10 protein-coding genes are annotated in these 15,847 nt (G+C 70.6%); 4 read left to right on the top strand and 6 right to left on the bottom strand.

From position 1 onward, the window contains the following. The first annotated feature begins 97 nt into the window (after positions 1 to 97). Positions 98 to 376, top strand: coding sequence for a hypothetical protein (locus F0U63_RS08670; protein ID WP_395845413.1), 279 nt, complete (start codon positions 98 to 100; stop codon positions 374 to 376). After that, complete coding sequence (locus F0U63_RS08675; RefSeq protein WP_395845414.1) at positions 373 to 1,551, top strand: pyridoxal phosphate-dependent aminotransferase; 1,179 nt, start codon at positions 373 to 375, stop codon at positions 1,549 to 1,551. Before F0U63_RS08670 ends, F0U63_RS08675 begins: the two co-directional genes overlap by 4 nt. A gap of 12 nt (positions 1,552 to 1,563) precedes the next feature. Here the strand turns inward: F0U63_RS08675 and F0U63_RS08680 are convergent, their stop codons facing one another. From F0U63_RS08680 to F0U63_RS08690, 3 genes are all read right to left on the bottom strand, one after another. Next, positions 1,564 to 2,001: a hypothetical protein gene (locus F0U63_RS08680; protein WP_395845415.1), complete on the bottom strand. Its 438-nt coding sequence runs from the start codon at positions 1,999 to 2,001 to the stop codon at positions 1,564 to 1,566. A 232-nt stretch (positions 2,002 to 2,233) separates the two neighbouring features. Next, positions 2,234 to 4,315 carry an OPT family oligopeptide transporter gene (locus tag F0U63_RS08685; RefSeq protein WP_395845416.1) on the bottom strand — a complete coding sequence of 694 codons (2,082 nt, stop codon included), beginning with the start codon at positions 4,313 to 4,315 and terminating at the stop codon, positions 2,234 to 2,236. A gap of 91 nt (positions 4,316 to 4,406) precedes the next feature. Next, complete coding sequence (locus F0U63_RS08690; protein ID WP_395845417.1) at positions 4,407 to 5,855, bottom strand: FAD-dependent oxidoreductase; 1,449 nt, start codon at positions 5,853 to 5,855, stop codon at positions 4,407 to 4,409. A 205-nt stretch (positions 5,856 to 6,060) separates the two neighbouring features. Here F0U63_RS08690 and F0U63_RS08695 point away from each other — a divergent pair, with 205 nt between their 5' ends. Next, a complete protein-coding gene (locus F0U63_RS08695) occupies positions 6,061 to 6,804 on the top strand; it encodes an SDR family NAD(P)-dependent oxidoreductase (RefSeq protein WP_395845418.1) in 744 nt (247 codons plus the stop codon). A gap of 188 nt (positions 6,805 to 6,992) precedes the next feature. Then, positions 6,993 to 8,834 carry a methyl-accepting chemotaxis protein gene (locus F0U63_RS08700; RefSeq protein WP_395845419.1) on the top strand — a complete coding sequence of 614 codons (1,842 nt, stop codon included), beginning with the start codon at positions 6,993 to 6,995 and terminating at the stop codon, positions 8,832 to 8,834. 25 nt (positions 8,835 to 8,859) lie between these two features. Here the strand turns inward: F0U63_RS08700 and F0U63_RS08705 are convergent, their stop codons facing one another. Genes F0U63_RS08705 through F0U63_RS08715 form a run of 3 tightly spaced genes read right to left on the bottom strand, consistent with a single transcriptional unit; the run spans position 8,860 to position 15,846 of the window. Further along, entirely contained in the window at positions 8,860 to 9,549 is a 690-nt protein-coding gene (locus tag F0U63_RS08705) for a 4'-phosphopantetheinyl transferase family protein (protein WP_395845420.1), read from the bottom strand. Then, positions 9,536 to 14,926 (bottom strand): SDR family NAD(P)-dependent oxidoreductase, encoded by a 5,391-nt coding sequence (locus F0U63_RS08710; RefSeq protein ID WP_395845421.1) that lies wholly within the window; start codon positions 14,924 to 14,926, stop codon positions 9,536 to 9,538. Before F0U63_RS08710 ends, F0U63_RS08705 begins: the two co-directional genes overlap by 14 nt. Beyond that, positions 14,923 to 15,846 (bottom strand): hypothetical protein, encoded by a 924-nt coding sequence (locus F0U63_RS08715; protein ID WP_395845422.1) that lies wholly within the window; start codon positions 15,844 to 15,846, stop codon positions 14,923 to 14,925. Before F0U63_RS08715 ends, F0U63_RS08710 begins: the two co-directional genes overlap by 4 nt. Position 15,847 lies beyond the last annotated feature (1 nt).

Below are 15,847 nucleotides of genomic sequence, written 5' to 3' on the forward strand. Positions count from 1 at the left end.
CTCCGCCGCGTTTCGCATGCGCGCCGGAGATCAAATTTTCGCACCGTCCGGCCGCGAAATGGACGCATGTTTCGATCCGGGTGAGAAACCTCGGCGAATGGCCGACATCATCGACCTCTCGCTCCTCGCTGACTCCAGGCGATACCTCTCCAAGCTCCTCGATACGCGCGGTCTCTCCTACTTCCTGCAGAAGGAGGGAGCCCGGCTCTTCCACCTCGAGCCATCCAAGGTCGAACTGGTGTTGCGCACCGCCCTCCGCTCGCGGGAGGGGACACTGCCCAAGCCCCACCCCAAGGCGATCGACCACTGCCGCAAGGAGATCCGCCGCGAGCTCATCCGGCGCGTGGCCTCCGCCATGCTCCAGACGGGCTTGTGAGTCCCTTCTCCGCGCGCACGGGGTTCGCGCGGACGTGGAACACCCTGGCCCTGGCGCTCGCCAGCCGCCGCGCCCGGGGACTGCCGGTGATGGACCTCACGGAGACCAACCCCACGCGCGTGGAGCTGCACCTGCCCCTGCCCGGGCCCGCGCCGCTGGCCCACCCGGACGCCCTGCGCTACTCCCCCGAGTCCCTGGGGCTGCTCTCCGCCCGCGAGGCGGTGGCGGCCTTCCTGGGCACGCGGGGAAGGGCGCCGCGCCCCGAGCACCTCGTCCTTTCGTCGAGCACGAGCGAGGCCTACGGCTGGCTGTTCAAGCTGCTGTGCGAGCCGGGGGACAACGTGCTCGTCCCCGCGCCCAGCTACCCGCTCTTCGAGTACCTCGCGCGGCTGGAGGGCGTCCAGACGCGCACCTACCGCCTGCCCCGCGCGCATGGCTTTGGCCTGGACGTGGACGCGGTGGACGCCGCGCGTGACGCGCGCACGCGGGCGGTGCTCGTGGTGAATCCCGGCAACCCCACGGGCCACTACCTGCGCGAGGGCGAGCTGGAGGCGCTGAGCGCCCTGTGCGCGCGGGCCGGGCTGGCGCTCGTGTCGGACGAGGTCTTCTCCGACTTCGCCTGGGACGCGGAGCCGGGGCGGGTGGGCTCGGTGGCCGGGCGGGAGCTGCCGATGCCCACCTTCAGCCTGTCGGGGCTGTCGAAGGTCGCCGGCCTGCCGGGCCTCAAGCTCGCGTGGATGCACGTGGGGGGGCCCGAGGCGGCGCGGGACGAGGCCCTGGCGCGCCTGGAGCTGGTGGCGGACACGTACCTGCCGGTGAACACGCCCGTGCAGCTCAGCCTGCCGGAGTGGCTGGCCCACGCGCCTGTCTTCCAGGGCGCGGTGCTCGCGCGGGTGAAGGAGAACCGGCGCCGGCTGCTCGAGGCCCGGCCGTCGGGCGCGCGCTGGGACGTGGTGCCCGCTCAGGGCGGCTGGAGCGCCGTGTTGCGCATTCCCCTGGAGCCCGGCGAGGAGGCCACGTGTCTGGCGCTGTTGGAGGAAGGGGTGAACGTGCAGCCGGGGTACTTCTATGACTTCCGGGGAGGGGCCTTCCTCGTGCTGTCGCTGTTGACGCACCCGGACGTCTTCGCCGCCGCCCTGGGGCCGCTCGCGCGCGTGCTGGCCGCGGGCGGCTAGGGTCTCCGAGCGTCAGTGCAGGGTGGGTGAGCCAACGGTCTCGCGGGGCACCTTGCCCGTGGCCACCTGGCTTCCGGCGAGCCCGTAGCACTCGATGCTCAGGCGTTGATCCCACGCCTCCCGCGCCTCGATGCGGCTGGCCCGGCGCCGGGCGAGCAGGGCGGGCATGGGGGTGACGAAGAGGCCATAGAAGCCCGTCTCGTCCTCCACCATCTCCGAGGGCGCCACCCCCAGCTCCGTCTCCAGATGCTGCAGCGCGGTGAGGAAGCGACGCTCCCGGTCATCCTCCAGGGCGTTCTCCCGGGCCTCGTCCAGGGACAGCTCGACGAGCGATCGGCCCGACATGCTCCGCGCCACCGCCTGCCGCGCCTTGTTGCGGCGCTCCCGTGCTTCGAGGGCGCGGTTCTGTGCCTCTCGTCCTTCCACCAGCTTCGTCACGGTCATGGCCATGGTCGCCTCTCCCGGAACCGTTCCGGTTACGCGATGTCCTTCTCCACTACCTAGATGGAGTGATGCGGACAGCGCTTCGCCGTTTCGGTGACAAAGATGTGCAGTGCCCGCTCCTTCTTCATGCGGGCGGGCCGACGATCGTCCTGCACCCTTCAATAATCCGCCGGGAATGCCCCCGCACTGGTGACAAGCACACGCTTGGCCCACCAGGCGGGGTCGGGGATGCGGTGCGTCACACCCGCGAGGGGCGGCGCGAGACGCGGTAGAGCACGAAGCTCATGAAGGCGAAGGCGAACACGCCGAGCAGCTGGTAGCCCCCCGCGCCCAGCAGTTCGGTGAGTTTGTGTTCCATCGACAGCCGGGAGATGACGTCGTTGATGGGCCCGTACACCGACAGCATGGCGACCACCACGCCCGCGAGCGCGCCACCGGCCACCAGGCCCGTGGAGAAGAGGTTGCCGGGGCCGAGCTCCGACTCCTCCACGTGCTCGCCCTTGCGCTGGGCCACGAAGTCGGACAGCCCCTTGATGGCGCCACCCACGAAGATGGGCGCGGTGGTGGACAGGGGCAGGTAGGCGCCCACGGCGAAGGACAGCGACTTCACGCCGCACAGCTCCATCGTCACCGACAGGAAGGCGCCCACGAGCACGAACTGCCAGTCCAGGTTGAAGGACAAGAGGCCCTTGATGAGCGTGGCCATGAGCGTGCCCTGCGGGGCGGGGTACGCGTCCGTGCCGATGCGGTGCATGATGCCCTGGGCGCGCATCGCCTCGGTGGGCGTGTCCAGCAGCTTCATGGTGAGCCCGATGACGATCGCCGCCGCCACCGCGCCAATCATCAGGCCGATCTGCTGCGCGCGCGGGGTGGCGCCCACCAGGTAGCCCGTCTTCAGGTCCTGCGACGTGGCGCCCGCGTTGGCCGCCGCGATGCACACCATGCCGCCCACGCACAGCGCCATGGGCTGGTAGATGTCCCCCGTCCAGCCAATGCCGATGAAGATGAGGCAGGTGGCCATCAGCGTGGCGATCGTCATGCCGGAGATGGGGTTGGACGACGAGCCGATGATGCCCACGATGCGCGAGGCCACCGTCACGAAGAAGAACCCGAACACCACGATGAGGATGCCCAGCATCAGCCGGCCGAACACGCTCCCGGGCAGGAAGGGCAGCACGGCCAGCACCAGGATGAGGGCCGCGCTGCCGAAGAGCACCACGGTGATGGGCAGGTCGTTCTCGGTGCGCTTCTGCACCGCCTTCCCGGCGCCTTCCTTGAAGGACGCGAGGCTCTCCTGGAAGGCGGACACGATGGTGGGCAGCGTCTTGAGCAGCGTGATGAAGCCGCCCGCGGCCACCGCGCCCGCGCCAATCTGCCGCACGTACGCGCGGTAGATGGCCGCCGCGGTGTCGCGGAAGGTGTGGGTCGCCGGATCCCACCCGCCGGGGCCTCCCGCCGTGGTGAGGCTCTGCAGATAGCCGAGCTTCACCAGCTGCTCGGCGATGGTGTCACCCGGCACCAGCGTGGCCAGCAGCGGGATGAGCCCCAGCCACGCGAGCACGCCACCGGCCACGAGCACGCCGGCGATCTTGGGCCCCACGATGTAGCCCACGCCCAGGTACTCCGGCGTGATGTCGCCGTTGAGCGTGGCGGAGGGGAAGAAGCGGTTGGTCTGCTTCGTCACCAGCGCCGGCGTCTCGGCGATGAGCTTCACGATCTTCTGCAAGAGCGCGTACACGAACGCGAAGCCCACGCCCTGGAAGGCGATCTTCGCCAGGTCGCCGCCCTTCTCGCCCGCGATGAGCACCGAGGCGCACGCCGCCCCTTCCGGGTAGGGCAGGTTGCCGTGCTCCTTGACGATGAGCGAGCGGCGCAGGGGCACCATCATCAGCGTGCCCAGCACGCCGCCCAGCAGCGCCAGCGTGAAGATGGTCCAGTACTCGAAGAAGCTCGCGCCCTGGCTCTCGGGGCTCAGGAAGAGGAAGCCGGGCAGGGTGAACACCACGCCCGCGGCGATGGACTCGCCCGCCGAGCCGATGGTCTGCACCACGTTGTTCTCGAGGATCGTCGAGCCCCCCAGCTTCTTGAGCAGGGAGATGGCCAGCACGGCGATGGGAATGGACGCCGACACCGTCAGGCCCGCCTTGAGCGCCAGGTACACCGTGGCGGCGCCGAAGACGATGCCGAAGAACACCCCGATGATGACGGCCTTGGGCGTGAACTCCGCCACGTCCATCCGCTCGGCGGGGATGTAGGGCTGGAAGTCGGTGGCGGGCTGGAGGGACTGTGTCGCGGCGGGGCCAGCGGAATCAGGCTTCATGTGATGGGGCTCCCAGGAGGGGGACGGCCGGGTCGGGGAGGGTTCTACAACCGCCTCCCGGCTCCTCCAAATGACTGGGTGCCCCAGGGGCTCAGGCGGCGGCGTCCACCCGCTTCATGCCCGGGGACGGGCTGTGGCTGGGCCGGGCCGGCATCTGGTCCAGGTTGGCCCGCTTATGCCTCGGCACGAAGAAGCTCTTGAGGTTGTACACCACCAGCGCCGCGAGGAAGCCGGGCTGGAGCAGCCCCAGGATGCCCTTGCGCAGGTGGAGCGCCTCGTAGAAGGTCCGGCACGACGAGACGTTCTCCGACGTCAGGTCGATCATGTTCTGGAAGGACCACTGCAGGAACTTCAAGCCGAAGGGGCGCTTGCCCTCGGCCTGGGGGTGGGCCAGGTCCATGGTGGTGGTGAGCGTCCAGCACAGCCCGATGAGCCCGGCGAGCTTCTTCTGGAAGGGCCGCGCCACCTCCAGGGGCAGGCCCTCCGGCGAGACCCTCGCCTGGGCGATGCACTCGCCGAGGAACTTCGCGCCCAGGGCGCCCACCGTCATGCCCTGCCCGAAGACGGGATTGAGGGCGCACACCGCGTCCCCCAGCAGCACGAAGCCCTCGGGCCGCCGGGCCAGCCGCTCGTAATGCAGCCACCGGCTCGAGGGAATCTTGTGCACCACCGGGGCGGTGAGTGGCTTGGCGTCGCGGATGTACTCGTAGATGGCGGGCGTGGGCAGGCCGCGCGCGAACTCCAGGAAGCCCGCGTCATCCGTGGGCGCGTGGTCGCCGAAGTAGCCATTGAGGCTGACGATCCACCGCCCTCCCTCCACGTTGGAGATGAAGCCCGAGCGCTGGCTCTCGGGCGCCTTGCCATTGAGCACGAGGATCTTCCACGCGTCGAAGCCCGGAGGGCGCTCGTAGAGGCGGCTCGTGTAGCCCAGGTCGATGCGCACCTGCTCCTGCTCCACCTGGCCGAAGCCCAGCGCCTCCAACCACTGCGGCGCCCGGGAGCCCCGTCCGCTGGCGTCCACGATGAGCGCGCCCGCAATCTCCTGCTCTCCCTCCGGGCCCTTCACCTTCACGCCCACGGCGCGGGTGCGCGAGGCGTCCAACACCAGCTCCTCGACGGCGTAGCCCGTGCGCAGCTCCACGTTGGGCAGCGCGGCGACGCGGCCGCGGATCTTCCACTCGAGGAAGGGCCGCGACACGAGCACGGTCTCGATGTCTCCCTCATAGCGCGCCTTCCAGCTTCCCGACTGGAGCCAGGCGGCGTCCCGGGCCATGTCGATGTACTCGACGCCCCCCGCCTCCAGCTCCCGCCGCAGACCGGGGAACAGTCCCTCCATGACCTTGAGCCCGGCCTCCAGTACCGCGTGGATGTGGCGCCCCTGGGGCGTGCTCTTGCGCGCCTCGGGCCCGTCGGGAAACGGCTCGCGCTCCAGGACAAGCACCTTGTCGAAGTGATCCGCCAGCACCCGGGCGCTCAACAGCCCCGCGATGCTGCCTCCGATGATCACCGCCTGTCCGAACCTGTGAGTGCTGGGCTTCATCTACTTCCCCCTTGTCGATGGTCGACTCGCCGGACCGTCCGGGGCCAGACGATATATGAGAATCCAGGAGGGTACTCGGATGGCTCGCGTGGCTCCTCTCCACCCGGGTGAAGGACGGTTCGCTGCCGGTGTGTGGATGGCTGCGCTCGCCAGTGGCACGGGATAGCCTTCGCGGAAATATCCACATCACGAGGAAATCACGCGCATGCCCAGGCTCGATCAGAAGGTGGCCATCGTCACGGGAAGCGCCCGCGGCATCGGGGCCGCGGTCGCACGGCGGCTGGCGGCCGAGGGCGCCAGGGTCGTGGTCAACTACGCCCGGAGCGCGGAGGCGGCCGAGGAGGTGGTGCGCTCCATCCAGGCCGCGGGGGGGCAGGCCTTCTCCTTCCGCGCGGACGTGGCGGACGAGGCGCAGATGCAGGCGCTCTTCGACACGACCCTCCAGCGCTTCGGGCAGGTGGACATCCTGGTCAACAACGCGGCGGCGCAGGAGCCGGCGTCCCTGGACACCCTCGACCGGGCGCTCTTCCAGCGGCTCGTGGAGGTCAACATCTGGGGGCTCATCGTGGGCTGCCGCCTGGCGGGGCGCCACATGTCGGACCGGGGGCGCATCATCAACTTCTCGTCCGTGAGCGCCCACAAGAACATCGCCTGGGACGGCATGTACGCGGCCACCAAGGCCGCGGCCGAGTCGCTCACCCGCACCGCGGCGATCGAGCTCGCCCCGCGGGGCATCACGGTCAACGCGCTCATCATCGGCCTGGTGGCCACGGACATGGTGAGCGACGTGCCCCTCAAGGTCCGGCGCACCATCACGTCGCAGACGTTGCTGGACAAGGTGGGCCGCCCCGAGGACATCGGCGGCTCGGTCGCGTTCCTCGCCTCCGAGGACGCCCGATGGGTGACCGGGCAGACGCTGGGGGTCAACGGCGGCTACCTCATGAAGTAGGCCTCCCGGGAGCCTCGCGGCGCCCGGCCGCCGGGCGTGACCCGTCCTGTGGAATCGGGTCGGGAGGGGGGGACCTCACAGGCTCCTCTCCTGCCCTCCGCCCGAGGAAGCCGGGATCTTCCCCGCGCGGGATGATCCGAGGCGTGAAACAGCGGCGCGGGAAAAAAGGGTGCTAGGATGAAACGGCGATGAACAAGCCTGAGTTGAAGCGTCTGGTCTGGCGTTGCTACCTGGAGCAGCAGTTCGCGATGTTGACCGCGCTGGTGCCGGTGGCCTACCTGCTCACGTTGGTGATGGGGCTGGAGTCCTCCCTCGCCCTGAAGGTCTTCCTCATCAACGCGACGTGCAACACGCCCATTTTCGGCAACGTCATCACGTTCTTCTTGATCCGCGCGATCGTGACGAAGGCCGTGACTCCGCGGCCCGAGGATCTGCCGGGTGACCGGTTGCGGCGCATCCTCAAGGCCCCGCGCAAGATCGAGATCGGCGTGATGCTGGCCTACCAGGGCTCCTGTATCACGTGGGCCACCTGGCCCGTGGTGAAGTACGGCCTGAATCCGTGGATCATCCCCCAGTCGATGCTCGCCTTCGGCCTGCTGGCGATGGTCGTCGGCATCCGCATGGCGCTGCGCATGGAGCGCGTGCTGCGGCCCCATGCCATCGAGGAGCTGCACAAGTACCCGCAGCTGCGCATCGACGACGAGCGCGGCTTTCTGTGGCCCAAGCAGAGCTGGTTCCTGCCCTACTGCTTCGCCATCTTCGTGTTCGCCACGCTGACGGTGACGGGGATGATCATCACGAAGCAGAGCGCCAGTGGTTACGACAAGATGTTCGCGGAGCTGGCGAATATCGCTCCGACGCTCCTCTCGTTCGTGCAGACGCAGGTGGCCGGCATCCTGGACTCGCTCATCATTCCCATCGTGGGCGTCGGTGGCTTCATGACCTTCTCCGCGGCGTGGTGCGCCTGGGAGATCGCGCGCCACCAGAGCGCGGGCTCGGGCGCCGTGCAGAAGTCCATCGGCTCCATCGCCTCGGGCAAGCCGATGCTGCCCTTCTGGGTCTCCACCGACGAGGTGGGAGATCTGTCCATGGCCACCGCCTCCGCGTTCGAGCGCTTGCGCACCTTCTCCTCGTCGCTCAGCGACTCGGCGCAGACGCTGGGCGACTCGGCCGGACGGCTCAACAGCTCGCACAAGGAGCAGACCGAGGCGCTCTCCATCCAGGCCGCGGCGCTGCAGGAGACCCAGGTCACCGCCCAGGAGATCCGCCAGACGTCGATGGTCGCCGCCCAGAAGGCGGAGGACGTGTTGCAGCAGGCCGAGCGCGCGGATCAGATCGGCCGCGCGGGCGAGGCGGCGCTCGAGCAGAGCCTCGCGGGCATGCATGAAATCCAGCAGCAGGTGATCCAGATGGCGCAGAGCATCCGCTCGCTGGATGAGCGCGCGCAGCAGATCGCCAACATCACCACCACGGTGAAGAGCCTGGCGGACCGCTCCACCATGCTGGCGCTCAACGCCGCCATCGAGGCGGTGCGCTCGGGCGAGCACGGCAAGGGCTTCAGCGTGGTGGCGCGGGAGATCCGCAGCCTGGCGGACCAGTCCGTCAAGGCCACCTACAACGTGCAGAACATCCTGCAGGACTTGAGCGAGTCCATCCGCACCACGGCGGACATGACGGAGAGCGGCTCGGGCAAGGTGCAGGGCAGCGTGCAGCAGCTGCGCTCCTTCGGCGACAACATCAAGCAGCTGTCGGGCATCGTGCGCGACAACGTGAACTCCGTGCGGCAGATCTCCGCGGCCGTCACCCAGCAGAACCAGGGCATCGGGCAGATCTTCCAGGCGGTGAATGACCTCACGAAGATCATGGATCAGACGATGACGAGTCTGCGCACGAGCGACGAGGCCGCGGACCACATGCGCATCGTGGCCTCGCGCGTGACGTCCTTCGTCGAGGAGTACGACTTCCAGACCGCCCTGACCGCCGAGGAGGTCTCCTCGGCCGAGCGGGCGGAGCGGGGCGAGCGCGCCTAGCGGGCCCGAGCACCCCTGGTGGCCGTCAGCCGGCGGCCGCCAGGACCCGCCCCGTGCCGTCCGTGAGCAGCAGCGCGTCCAGGACGGACGGGGGCTCGCCGAGCCCCGGGGGCAACTCCCACGTGTCGAGCTTCACCCGCAGGGCCAGCAGCCCCGCGTGCGCGTGGAGCAGCACGGGGCGCACCGCCACCTTCTGCAGGGGGGCGCGCAGCCCCACGCCCCACACCTTGAGCACCGCTTCCTTCATCGCCCAGGCGGCGGTGGTGGCGTCCACCCACGCTCCGCAGACGGCGGCGTAGCCCGCGCGCTCACCCGGAGCGAAGGCCTCCTCGAGGAAGGCCTCGCCCGCCTCCACCCGCTCTTCTAGGTCCACGCCCAGCGCGCCGCCGCGTGCGAGCGCCGCCACCGCCAGTCCCGTGGAGTGGGAGATGGACAGCGCGAGTCCCCGCTCGGGCACGAGCACCGGGCGGCCGGCGTCCAGCCCTTCGGTGCGCGCTGTCACCTCCGCCCGGGCGCCGGGCTCCAGGCGCTCGAGGGCACGGTGCGCGGCGAGCCGGCCCGCGACGAACTCCCGCCGCCGCTTGGCCGTGCGGCACCGGGCGAGCCCCTCGCGCTCCAGGCCAGAGAGGGTGGCGTCGTCCTCCGCCCCCACCTCGGCCCAGCCCAGGAAGAGCTCCCGTCCGCCGGGGAGCTGGAGCCGCTCAGCTGTCGTCACTCCGCCGCTCACCCCGCTGCAGCCGCCGGAACCACAGCCCGCTGCCACCCAGGAGCAGCGCGCCGTCCTCGCCCCGCACCTCGAAGTCGTAGATGACGTCCTCGCCCTCCACCCGCATCATCCGCGCCTTGACGTGGCCCGACTCGCCGAGCCGCCGCTGGCGTCCGCGCACCAGGTGATCCACGCCCATGGGCACCGACACGAGGTTGTTGTGGTGTCCGTCCCAGTTGGCCGCCACCTGGAAGGCGGCGTCGAGCAGGAGCGGATCCAACTGGAAGCGCGGCCGTGCCACGTGCGTGAAGATCTCCCGCTGCCGGGGCGCGCGGATGATGCCCTCCACCTCGCGCTCGCCCACGTAGACCCACTCGGCGCGGCAAAAGAGCGGACCCAGGTACAAGGGCTCCTTGGCCAGGTGGAAGATGGAGCGGGCGCGCGCGCCGGGAAGCGCCTCGGGCAGCTTGCCCTGGCCGGTCTCCACGGGCGGCTGCGGTCCGAGCACGAAGATGCCCTGCTGGTGGATGCGCCGCTGGGTCTGCTCGGAGCGCCCGCCTAGCGCCAGATCACTGCTGGACTCCACGTAGAGCGTCACCTCGTCGCCCTGGCGCTTGAGCACCTTGGCGGTGAGGGTGACGTGGACGGGCTTGCCCTTGGCGCGCTCGCCGGTGAGCGGGGCCTTGAAGAACTTGAGCGGCGTCTCGATGCGCAGGTTCTCCGCGCGCAGCACGGTCAGGTCCGGGCGGAAGAGGGAGGCCGTCTCGCCGAGCATCTCGAAGCCGAAGGTGCCGGGCATGATGGGCACCGAGTCGAGCTGGTGCTGGAGCACGAACGGATCCGTCCTCAGGTCGAACGTGCGCGTGGCGATGAGGCCCTCGGAGTCATGGCGCTCCACGCAGTCGAGCATCGGGTAGTCCGAGCGCACGAGCAGGAAGCCGCGGTCGTCGTACACGGTGCGCGCGTCCGGGCCGTCCGCGGAGGCGCCCAGGAAGGGCCACTCGCGGAAGAGCCGCTCGTCGAAGATGGCCACCTCGCGCTCGGAGCGGCCGAGCATCAGCTCGTTGATGAACCAGTAGGCGCCCTCCGCCGGGGTGATGAAGGACACGCCGGTGTTCTGCACCACGTCCATCTGCCGCGCCGCGGCGCCCACGCCTTCCCACGCCGTCCAGTCGATGGTGACGCAGCGCATGTGGGGCCGGGCCCGGTGCGCGTACGCCATGGCGCACTTGCTCATCAAGTCGTTGGCGGCGCTGTAGTCCGTCTGGCCCTTGTTGCCGAAGCGGCCCGCGCCCGAGCCGAAGCACATCATGAGCTTCAGGTCATCGCGCCGCGTGGCCTCCAGCAGGTTGATGAGGCCGAGCACCTTCACCTCCATGGTGGAGGCGACGATGGCGGGCGTCTTGTCGGGCAGGCTCTTGGAGGACTCCACCATGGCGCCGTGGACGATGCCGTCGATGTGGCCGTGGTACTCGCGCACCCGGTCCACCATGGCCCGCACGTCCGTGGCGTTGCGCACGTCGCACGTCTCGTACTCGATGGACAGGCCCTGGGCGTACACCTCCTGGAGGTTGCGCCACAGCTCGCGCGCCCGGACGTAGGACTCGAACATTTCGTTGAAGCGCACCACCGTGAGGGACGGGTCCGCCTTCTTGCGGCGCACCATCTCCTCCTTGCGGTAGTTCTCGAAGTCCTTGTCGTCCAGCGCGAGGTAGGGCTCGTCTCCGGTGGGCGCGGGGGTGCGTCCGGTGACGATCACCTTGGGGCCGAGTCTCGCCACCGCCTTGGCCACCTCGAAGACGGCGCCGCGCCCGCCTCCGGAGAAGAGCAGCACCCAGCTCGGGTCCACCCGGCGCAGCACCGTGTTGTCTTCCAGGGAGAAGTCCGAGCGGCGCAGCCCCACCACGAAGCGGCGGCCCGCCAGGTAGCCGATCTCCGTGCGGTCGCTGCCTTCCTCCAGCTCGCGCGCCACCGTCTCCGCCACCACCCAGTGCGACACGCGGGGCTCGAAGTCGATCGTCTTGACGACCGTGGAGGGCAGCTCCTGCTTGAGCCCCTTGAGGAAGCCCGCGAGCGCGCCGCCCATCACGTTGCCGCCATCTCCCACGAAGCCGAAGTCACCGCCCATGGTGGTGACGGCCACGTAGCAGGCGTTGCGCCCCTTGGCGTCGCGCATCCGCTCGTAGAGCGCGCGGCCGGTGCCGTGCCAGCGCGCCGTCGTCTCCGCCATGCGGCGCGCGAAGCGGGCGCTGCCCAGCGTGAGGAAGTACTCCACCGGACCGAAGGCGCCCAGGTCGATGACGCCGTCGGCTCCTCCCAGCTCCGCGCTGGCCATGCGCACGCGGCGCTCCACCTCCAGCGCGTCGGTGAGGCCCGACACCTGCACCGTGGCCAGGCGCACGCCCTTGCCCACCAGGAGGCGGCTGAAGGCGGCGACGAGGCCCGGCTCGTCCCCGAGCAACAGCAGCTTGCGGCCCGCGAGCGGGTAGCGCTTCTCCGACGAGAGCGCCAGCGGCACCAGGTCCACGCTCCAGCGCTGCGCGGACAGGCCGCGGCTGGGCAGGGGATGGCCTGATGTGAGGCTCTGCGGGTCCACCGTCTGGGGCTTGCGGTGGACGTTGCCGTGCTCCTCGAGGATGACGTGGTAGTTGGTGCCGCCCGCGCCGAACGAGCTCACCCCCGCGTAGCGCTTGCCCTCCCGGGGCGCCGGCCACGGACGGCCCTCGAGCGACAGGGCGATGGGCAGCTTGTCGAAGGGAATCTCCTGCTTCGGGAACTCGCCGCCGTTCATGGGCGGCAGGTACGCCTCGCTCACCGCGAAGGCCGTCTTGATGAGGGCGAGCATGCCGCTGGCCGACGAGGTGTGGCCGATCTGCGACTTGAGCGTGCCCATGGGCACGGGATTGTCGCGCCCGCGCGACTGGAAGGCCTCGCCATAGGCGGTGGCCTCCGCGCTGTCCCCGATGCGCGTGCCCGTGCCGTGCGCCTCCAGCAGGCCCATCTGATCCGGGTGGATCTTCGCGTCCTCCAGGGCGCGCTCCACCGCGCGCGCCTGTCCCTTGGGGTTGGGCGCGAACACGCTGGTGCCCCGTCCGTCACTGGAGAAGCCGATGCCGGAGATGACGGCGATGATCCGGTCCCTCTGCGCCTCCGCGTCCTCCAGGCGCTTGATGACCACCGCGCCCGCGCCCTCGGCCGGCACGAAGCCGTCGGCGCGATCGTCGAAGGGGAAGGTGCCTCGTGGCGAGAGGATGCCGAGCGCGGCCAGGGCGGCGGCGTACTCGGGCACCAGGTTGAAGGCCACGCCACCGGCCACCACGATGTCGACGTCGCGGTTGCTCAGCGCGAGCATGCCCGCGTGCAGCGCCGCGGGAGAGCTGGCGCACGCGGCGTCCACCGCCATCACCCCGCCATTGAAGTCATGCAGGGCGGCCAGCCGCGCCGCGCAGGCGATGCCCGAGTAGTACTGGGACGTGTTCTCATCCAGCGGGGGCAGCTTGGAGACGAGGTTCGCGCGCGCGGCCTCGATGAGGGGGGCCACCTGGGCGTCGGTGAGGCCCTCGGCGCGCAGGGCCTGCGCCGCCAGCTTGAGGTAGCGCTCGCCCACGAAGCGCACCTCGATCTCGAACTCCTTGTAGCGCACGGGCAACTGGCCCACCACCACCTGCACGCGCTTGCCATTCCACGCGCCGGGCTCGTGGCCCGCCTGGCCGAGCGCCTCCTCCGCCGCCTTGACGAAGATGGGCACGGAGGGATCCAGGGCCGCGGCCTGCGCCGGAGGCAGCTTGAGCCAGCGTGGCTCGGCGGTCGGAATCTCCACCGTGCCGGCCAGCCGGGGCACCACCTCGTTCTTGGCCAGGAGGGCGCCCAGCGTGCGGTTGACGTCGAAGCGCGAGGGCGGCAGGTCGCCGATGGCGTCCGCCTTGGACACCGTGTTCGTCCACAGCGCCTGGGCATCCGGCGCGCCCGGGGCCAGCGCCCCCATGCCGACGATGGCGAACTTCTGCACGGCCGGGCGCACGGGGCGGATGTCCGTCCACGCTTCGCGGGTGGGCGCGGGCCCGAGCAGCGCGTGATAGGCCATGTTGCTCCAGCCCAGGCTGCTCACCCCCACGTAGGCGCGCGGCGGCAGCGGCTCCGGGCGGGTGAGGCACTGCAGCAGCGCGTCCGCGCCCTGCCGGGGCGAGGTGAGTCCGGCCACGGGAGCACGCACGTTGCCGTGCAGCGACAGCGCCGCGCGCATCACCGACACGAGCCCGCTGGCCGCCTGCTGGAAGCCCACCTGGGGCGTCGCGGTGGAGAACGTCAGGGGCTCGGAGCGCGTCGCGGAGAGCGCCGCCTTGAGCCCGAGCAGCTCCTGGTCCTCCAGGCCCGGTACGCCGCAGGCCTGCAGCTCCACGTGCCGCACCTGCTCGGCCTCCACTCCACTCATGTCCAGGCAGGCGCGCGCGGCGCGATCCACCATGCGCGACAGGCGCGACAGGCCCTGCTTGAGGTTCACCTCGGCGCTGACGCCATGGAGCACGGCGTAGATGCGCTGCTTGTCCGCCAGCGCGTCATCGAGCCGGCACAACACGAGCGCCACGGCGCCCTCGCCGGGCAGCGTGCCCGCGGAGCGTCCATCGAGCGCGAGCAGCTCGCGCTCCGCCAACCAGCCGCGCGCGGCCAGCAGGGCGAAAGAGGAGGGGCTGAGCAGTGGCGCCACCGCGCCCACCACCGCCACGTCGCACTGGCCATGCGAGAGCGAGAGCGAGGCGAGCCGCAGCGCCGCGAGCGACGAGGCCGTGCCCGCGTCGACCGCGAGGTGTCCGCCGCGCGTGTCGAGCAGGGTGGACAGCCGGTTGGCCACCATGGTGGCCGTCATGGGCACCGTCTCGGTGATGATGGGCGGGGCGTGCTGCTCCACGTGCCGCTCCACGGCCGCCAGCAACCGGGCGCCGTCGGGCCTGTGCGCCAGCAGCGGGGCGAGGTGATCGCGCAGCTCGGGGGCGCGCAGGCGCAGGGCCTGATCGCTCTTCAGGTCCACGCCCAGGCCGGTGGAGCCCAGGAAGATGGCGCAGCGGCTGCCCGGGCTCTTGTCGGGGCCATAGCCGGCGTCCTGGGTGGCCTGCAGGAGCGTGAGGTGCAGCAGGCGCTCCATGCGGTGCATCTTCTCCACGTGGGCGGGCGGCAGCTTGAACTGCTTCCAGTCCTTGCCCTCCTCGGGGACGAAGCCGCCCAGGAGCGGATGGCGCACGGGCAGGCCGGCGTTCCAGTCCTCCGGGGCCTGTGTCAGGGCGCGCATCCCCTCGAGGGACTGGTTCATGAAGCGCGAGGGCGTGTCGGCGCCGGGCAGTCGGCAGCCGAGTCCGATGATGGCCAGGGGGATGTTCGCGGAGGAGGTCATCGCGGGGTCAGGAGCTTGACGAAGGACTGCCAGGTGACGCGGGGCAGGGTGGGGGAGGTGTCCTCGGAGGGCAGCGAGGCCATGCCGATGCCGCGCAACTCGAGCACGGGGATGCCATCCTGCCCGAGGAGCTGGGCGTTGAAGGAGGCCAGGCCGCTGCCGGCGCCACACAGGCGTGCGTCGCACAGCAGCCGCTCGTCCCTCCGGGGCATGCGGTACCAGTTGGCGTCGGTCATCGCCATCTCGCGCGAGCCCTCGCCGGAGAAGGCGTACCAGAGCCACTTCACCAGGTGCAGCGCTCCCTCGAGCGCGGCGGGGGCCACCTGGATGCGGCTGGCGGGGAGGACCTTGGAGAGCGTCCGGGGGTGGATGAGCCCGCCCTGGATGCGGCCCAGCTCACACAGCCGGGCCCAGGAGACGACCTGGAGCGACTCGGGGACGCGGTCGCCCTGGCCGCCCACGCTCGTGTAGAGCTGCCGCCCGTTCTGGAGGTTCTCCGTGCGGGGCGCGAGCTGCCGTTGCTGCTGGGGCCAGGGGGCGGGCCCATAGGCCTGGCCGAACTGGAGGATGGCACGGCAGACGGGGATGGGCTCCTCGCTGCTCTCCTGCTCCAGGGACAGGAAGACCGAGACCTCACCATCCTGCTCCCGGCGGGCTCGCCCCACCAGCCGCGCGGCGGCCGCGGGCACCGGGGCGCGCAGGAACCAGCGCACGTCCCGCATGCCCACCAGCACCCGGTCCGGGTACACGAGCGCGCCCACCTCGGCGAGGAACTCCAACTCCAGGGACGCGGACAGCGGGCGCGTCTCCTCGTCGAGCTCCACGGGAAGGCGCACGTCGCGCTTGGCGACCGCGCTCTCCCCGCGGAAGACCTCGGCCACTTCCTCGAGCAGGGGGTATTGTGAGGTGTCGGGTTGCACG

The organism is Cystobacter fuscus (assembly GCF_044360685.1).
Lineage (GTDB): Bacteria > Myxococcota > Myxococcia > Myxococcales > Myxococcaceae > Cystobacter > Cystobacter fuscus_C.

Coding starts and splice junctions, on each gene's coding strand:
- F0U63_RS08680 (WP_395845415.1), bottom strand. CDS start 2,001: ATGGCCATGACCGTGACGAAGCTGGTGGAAGGACGAGAGGCACAGAAC.
- F0U63_RS08710 (WP_395845421.1), bottom strand. CDS start 14,926: ATGACCTCCTCCGCGAACATCCCCCTGGCCATCATCGGACTCGGCTGC.
- F0U63_RS08670 (WP_395845413.1), top strand. CDS start 98: ATGGCCGACATCATCGACCTCTCGCTCCTCGCTGACTCCAGGCGATAC.
- F0U63_RS08700 (WP_395845419.1), top strand. CDS start 6,993: ATGAACAAGCCTGAGTTGAAGCGTCTGGTCTGGCGTTGCTACCTGGAG.
- F0U63_RS08690 (WP_395845417.1), bottom strand. CDS start 5,855: ATGAAGCCCAGCACTCACAGGTTCGGACAGGCGGTGATCATCGGAGGC.
- F0U63_RS08695 (WP_395845418.1), top strand. CDS start 6,061: ATGCCCAGGCTCGATCAGAAGGTGGCCATCGTCACGGGAAGCGCCCGC.
- F0U63_RS08685 (WP_395845416.1), bottom strand. CDS start 4,315: ATGAAGCCTGATTCCGCTGGCCCCGCCGCGACACAGTCCCTCCAGCCC.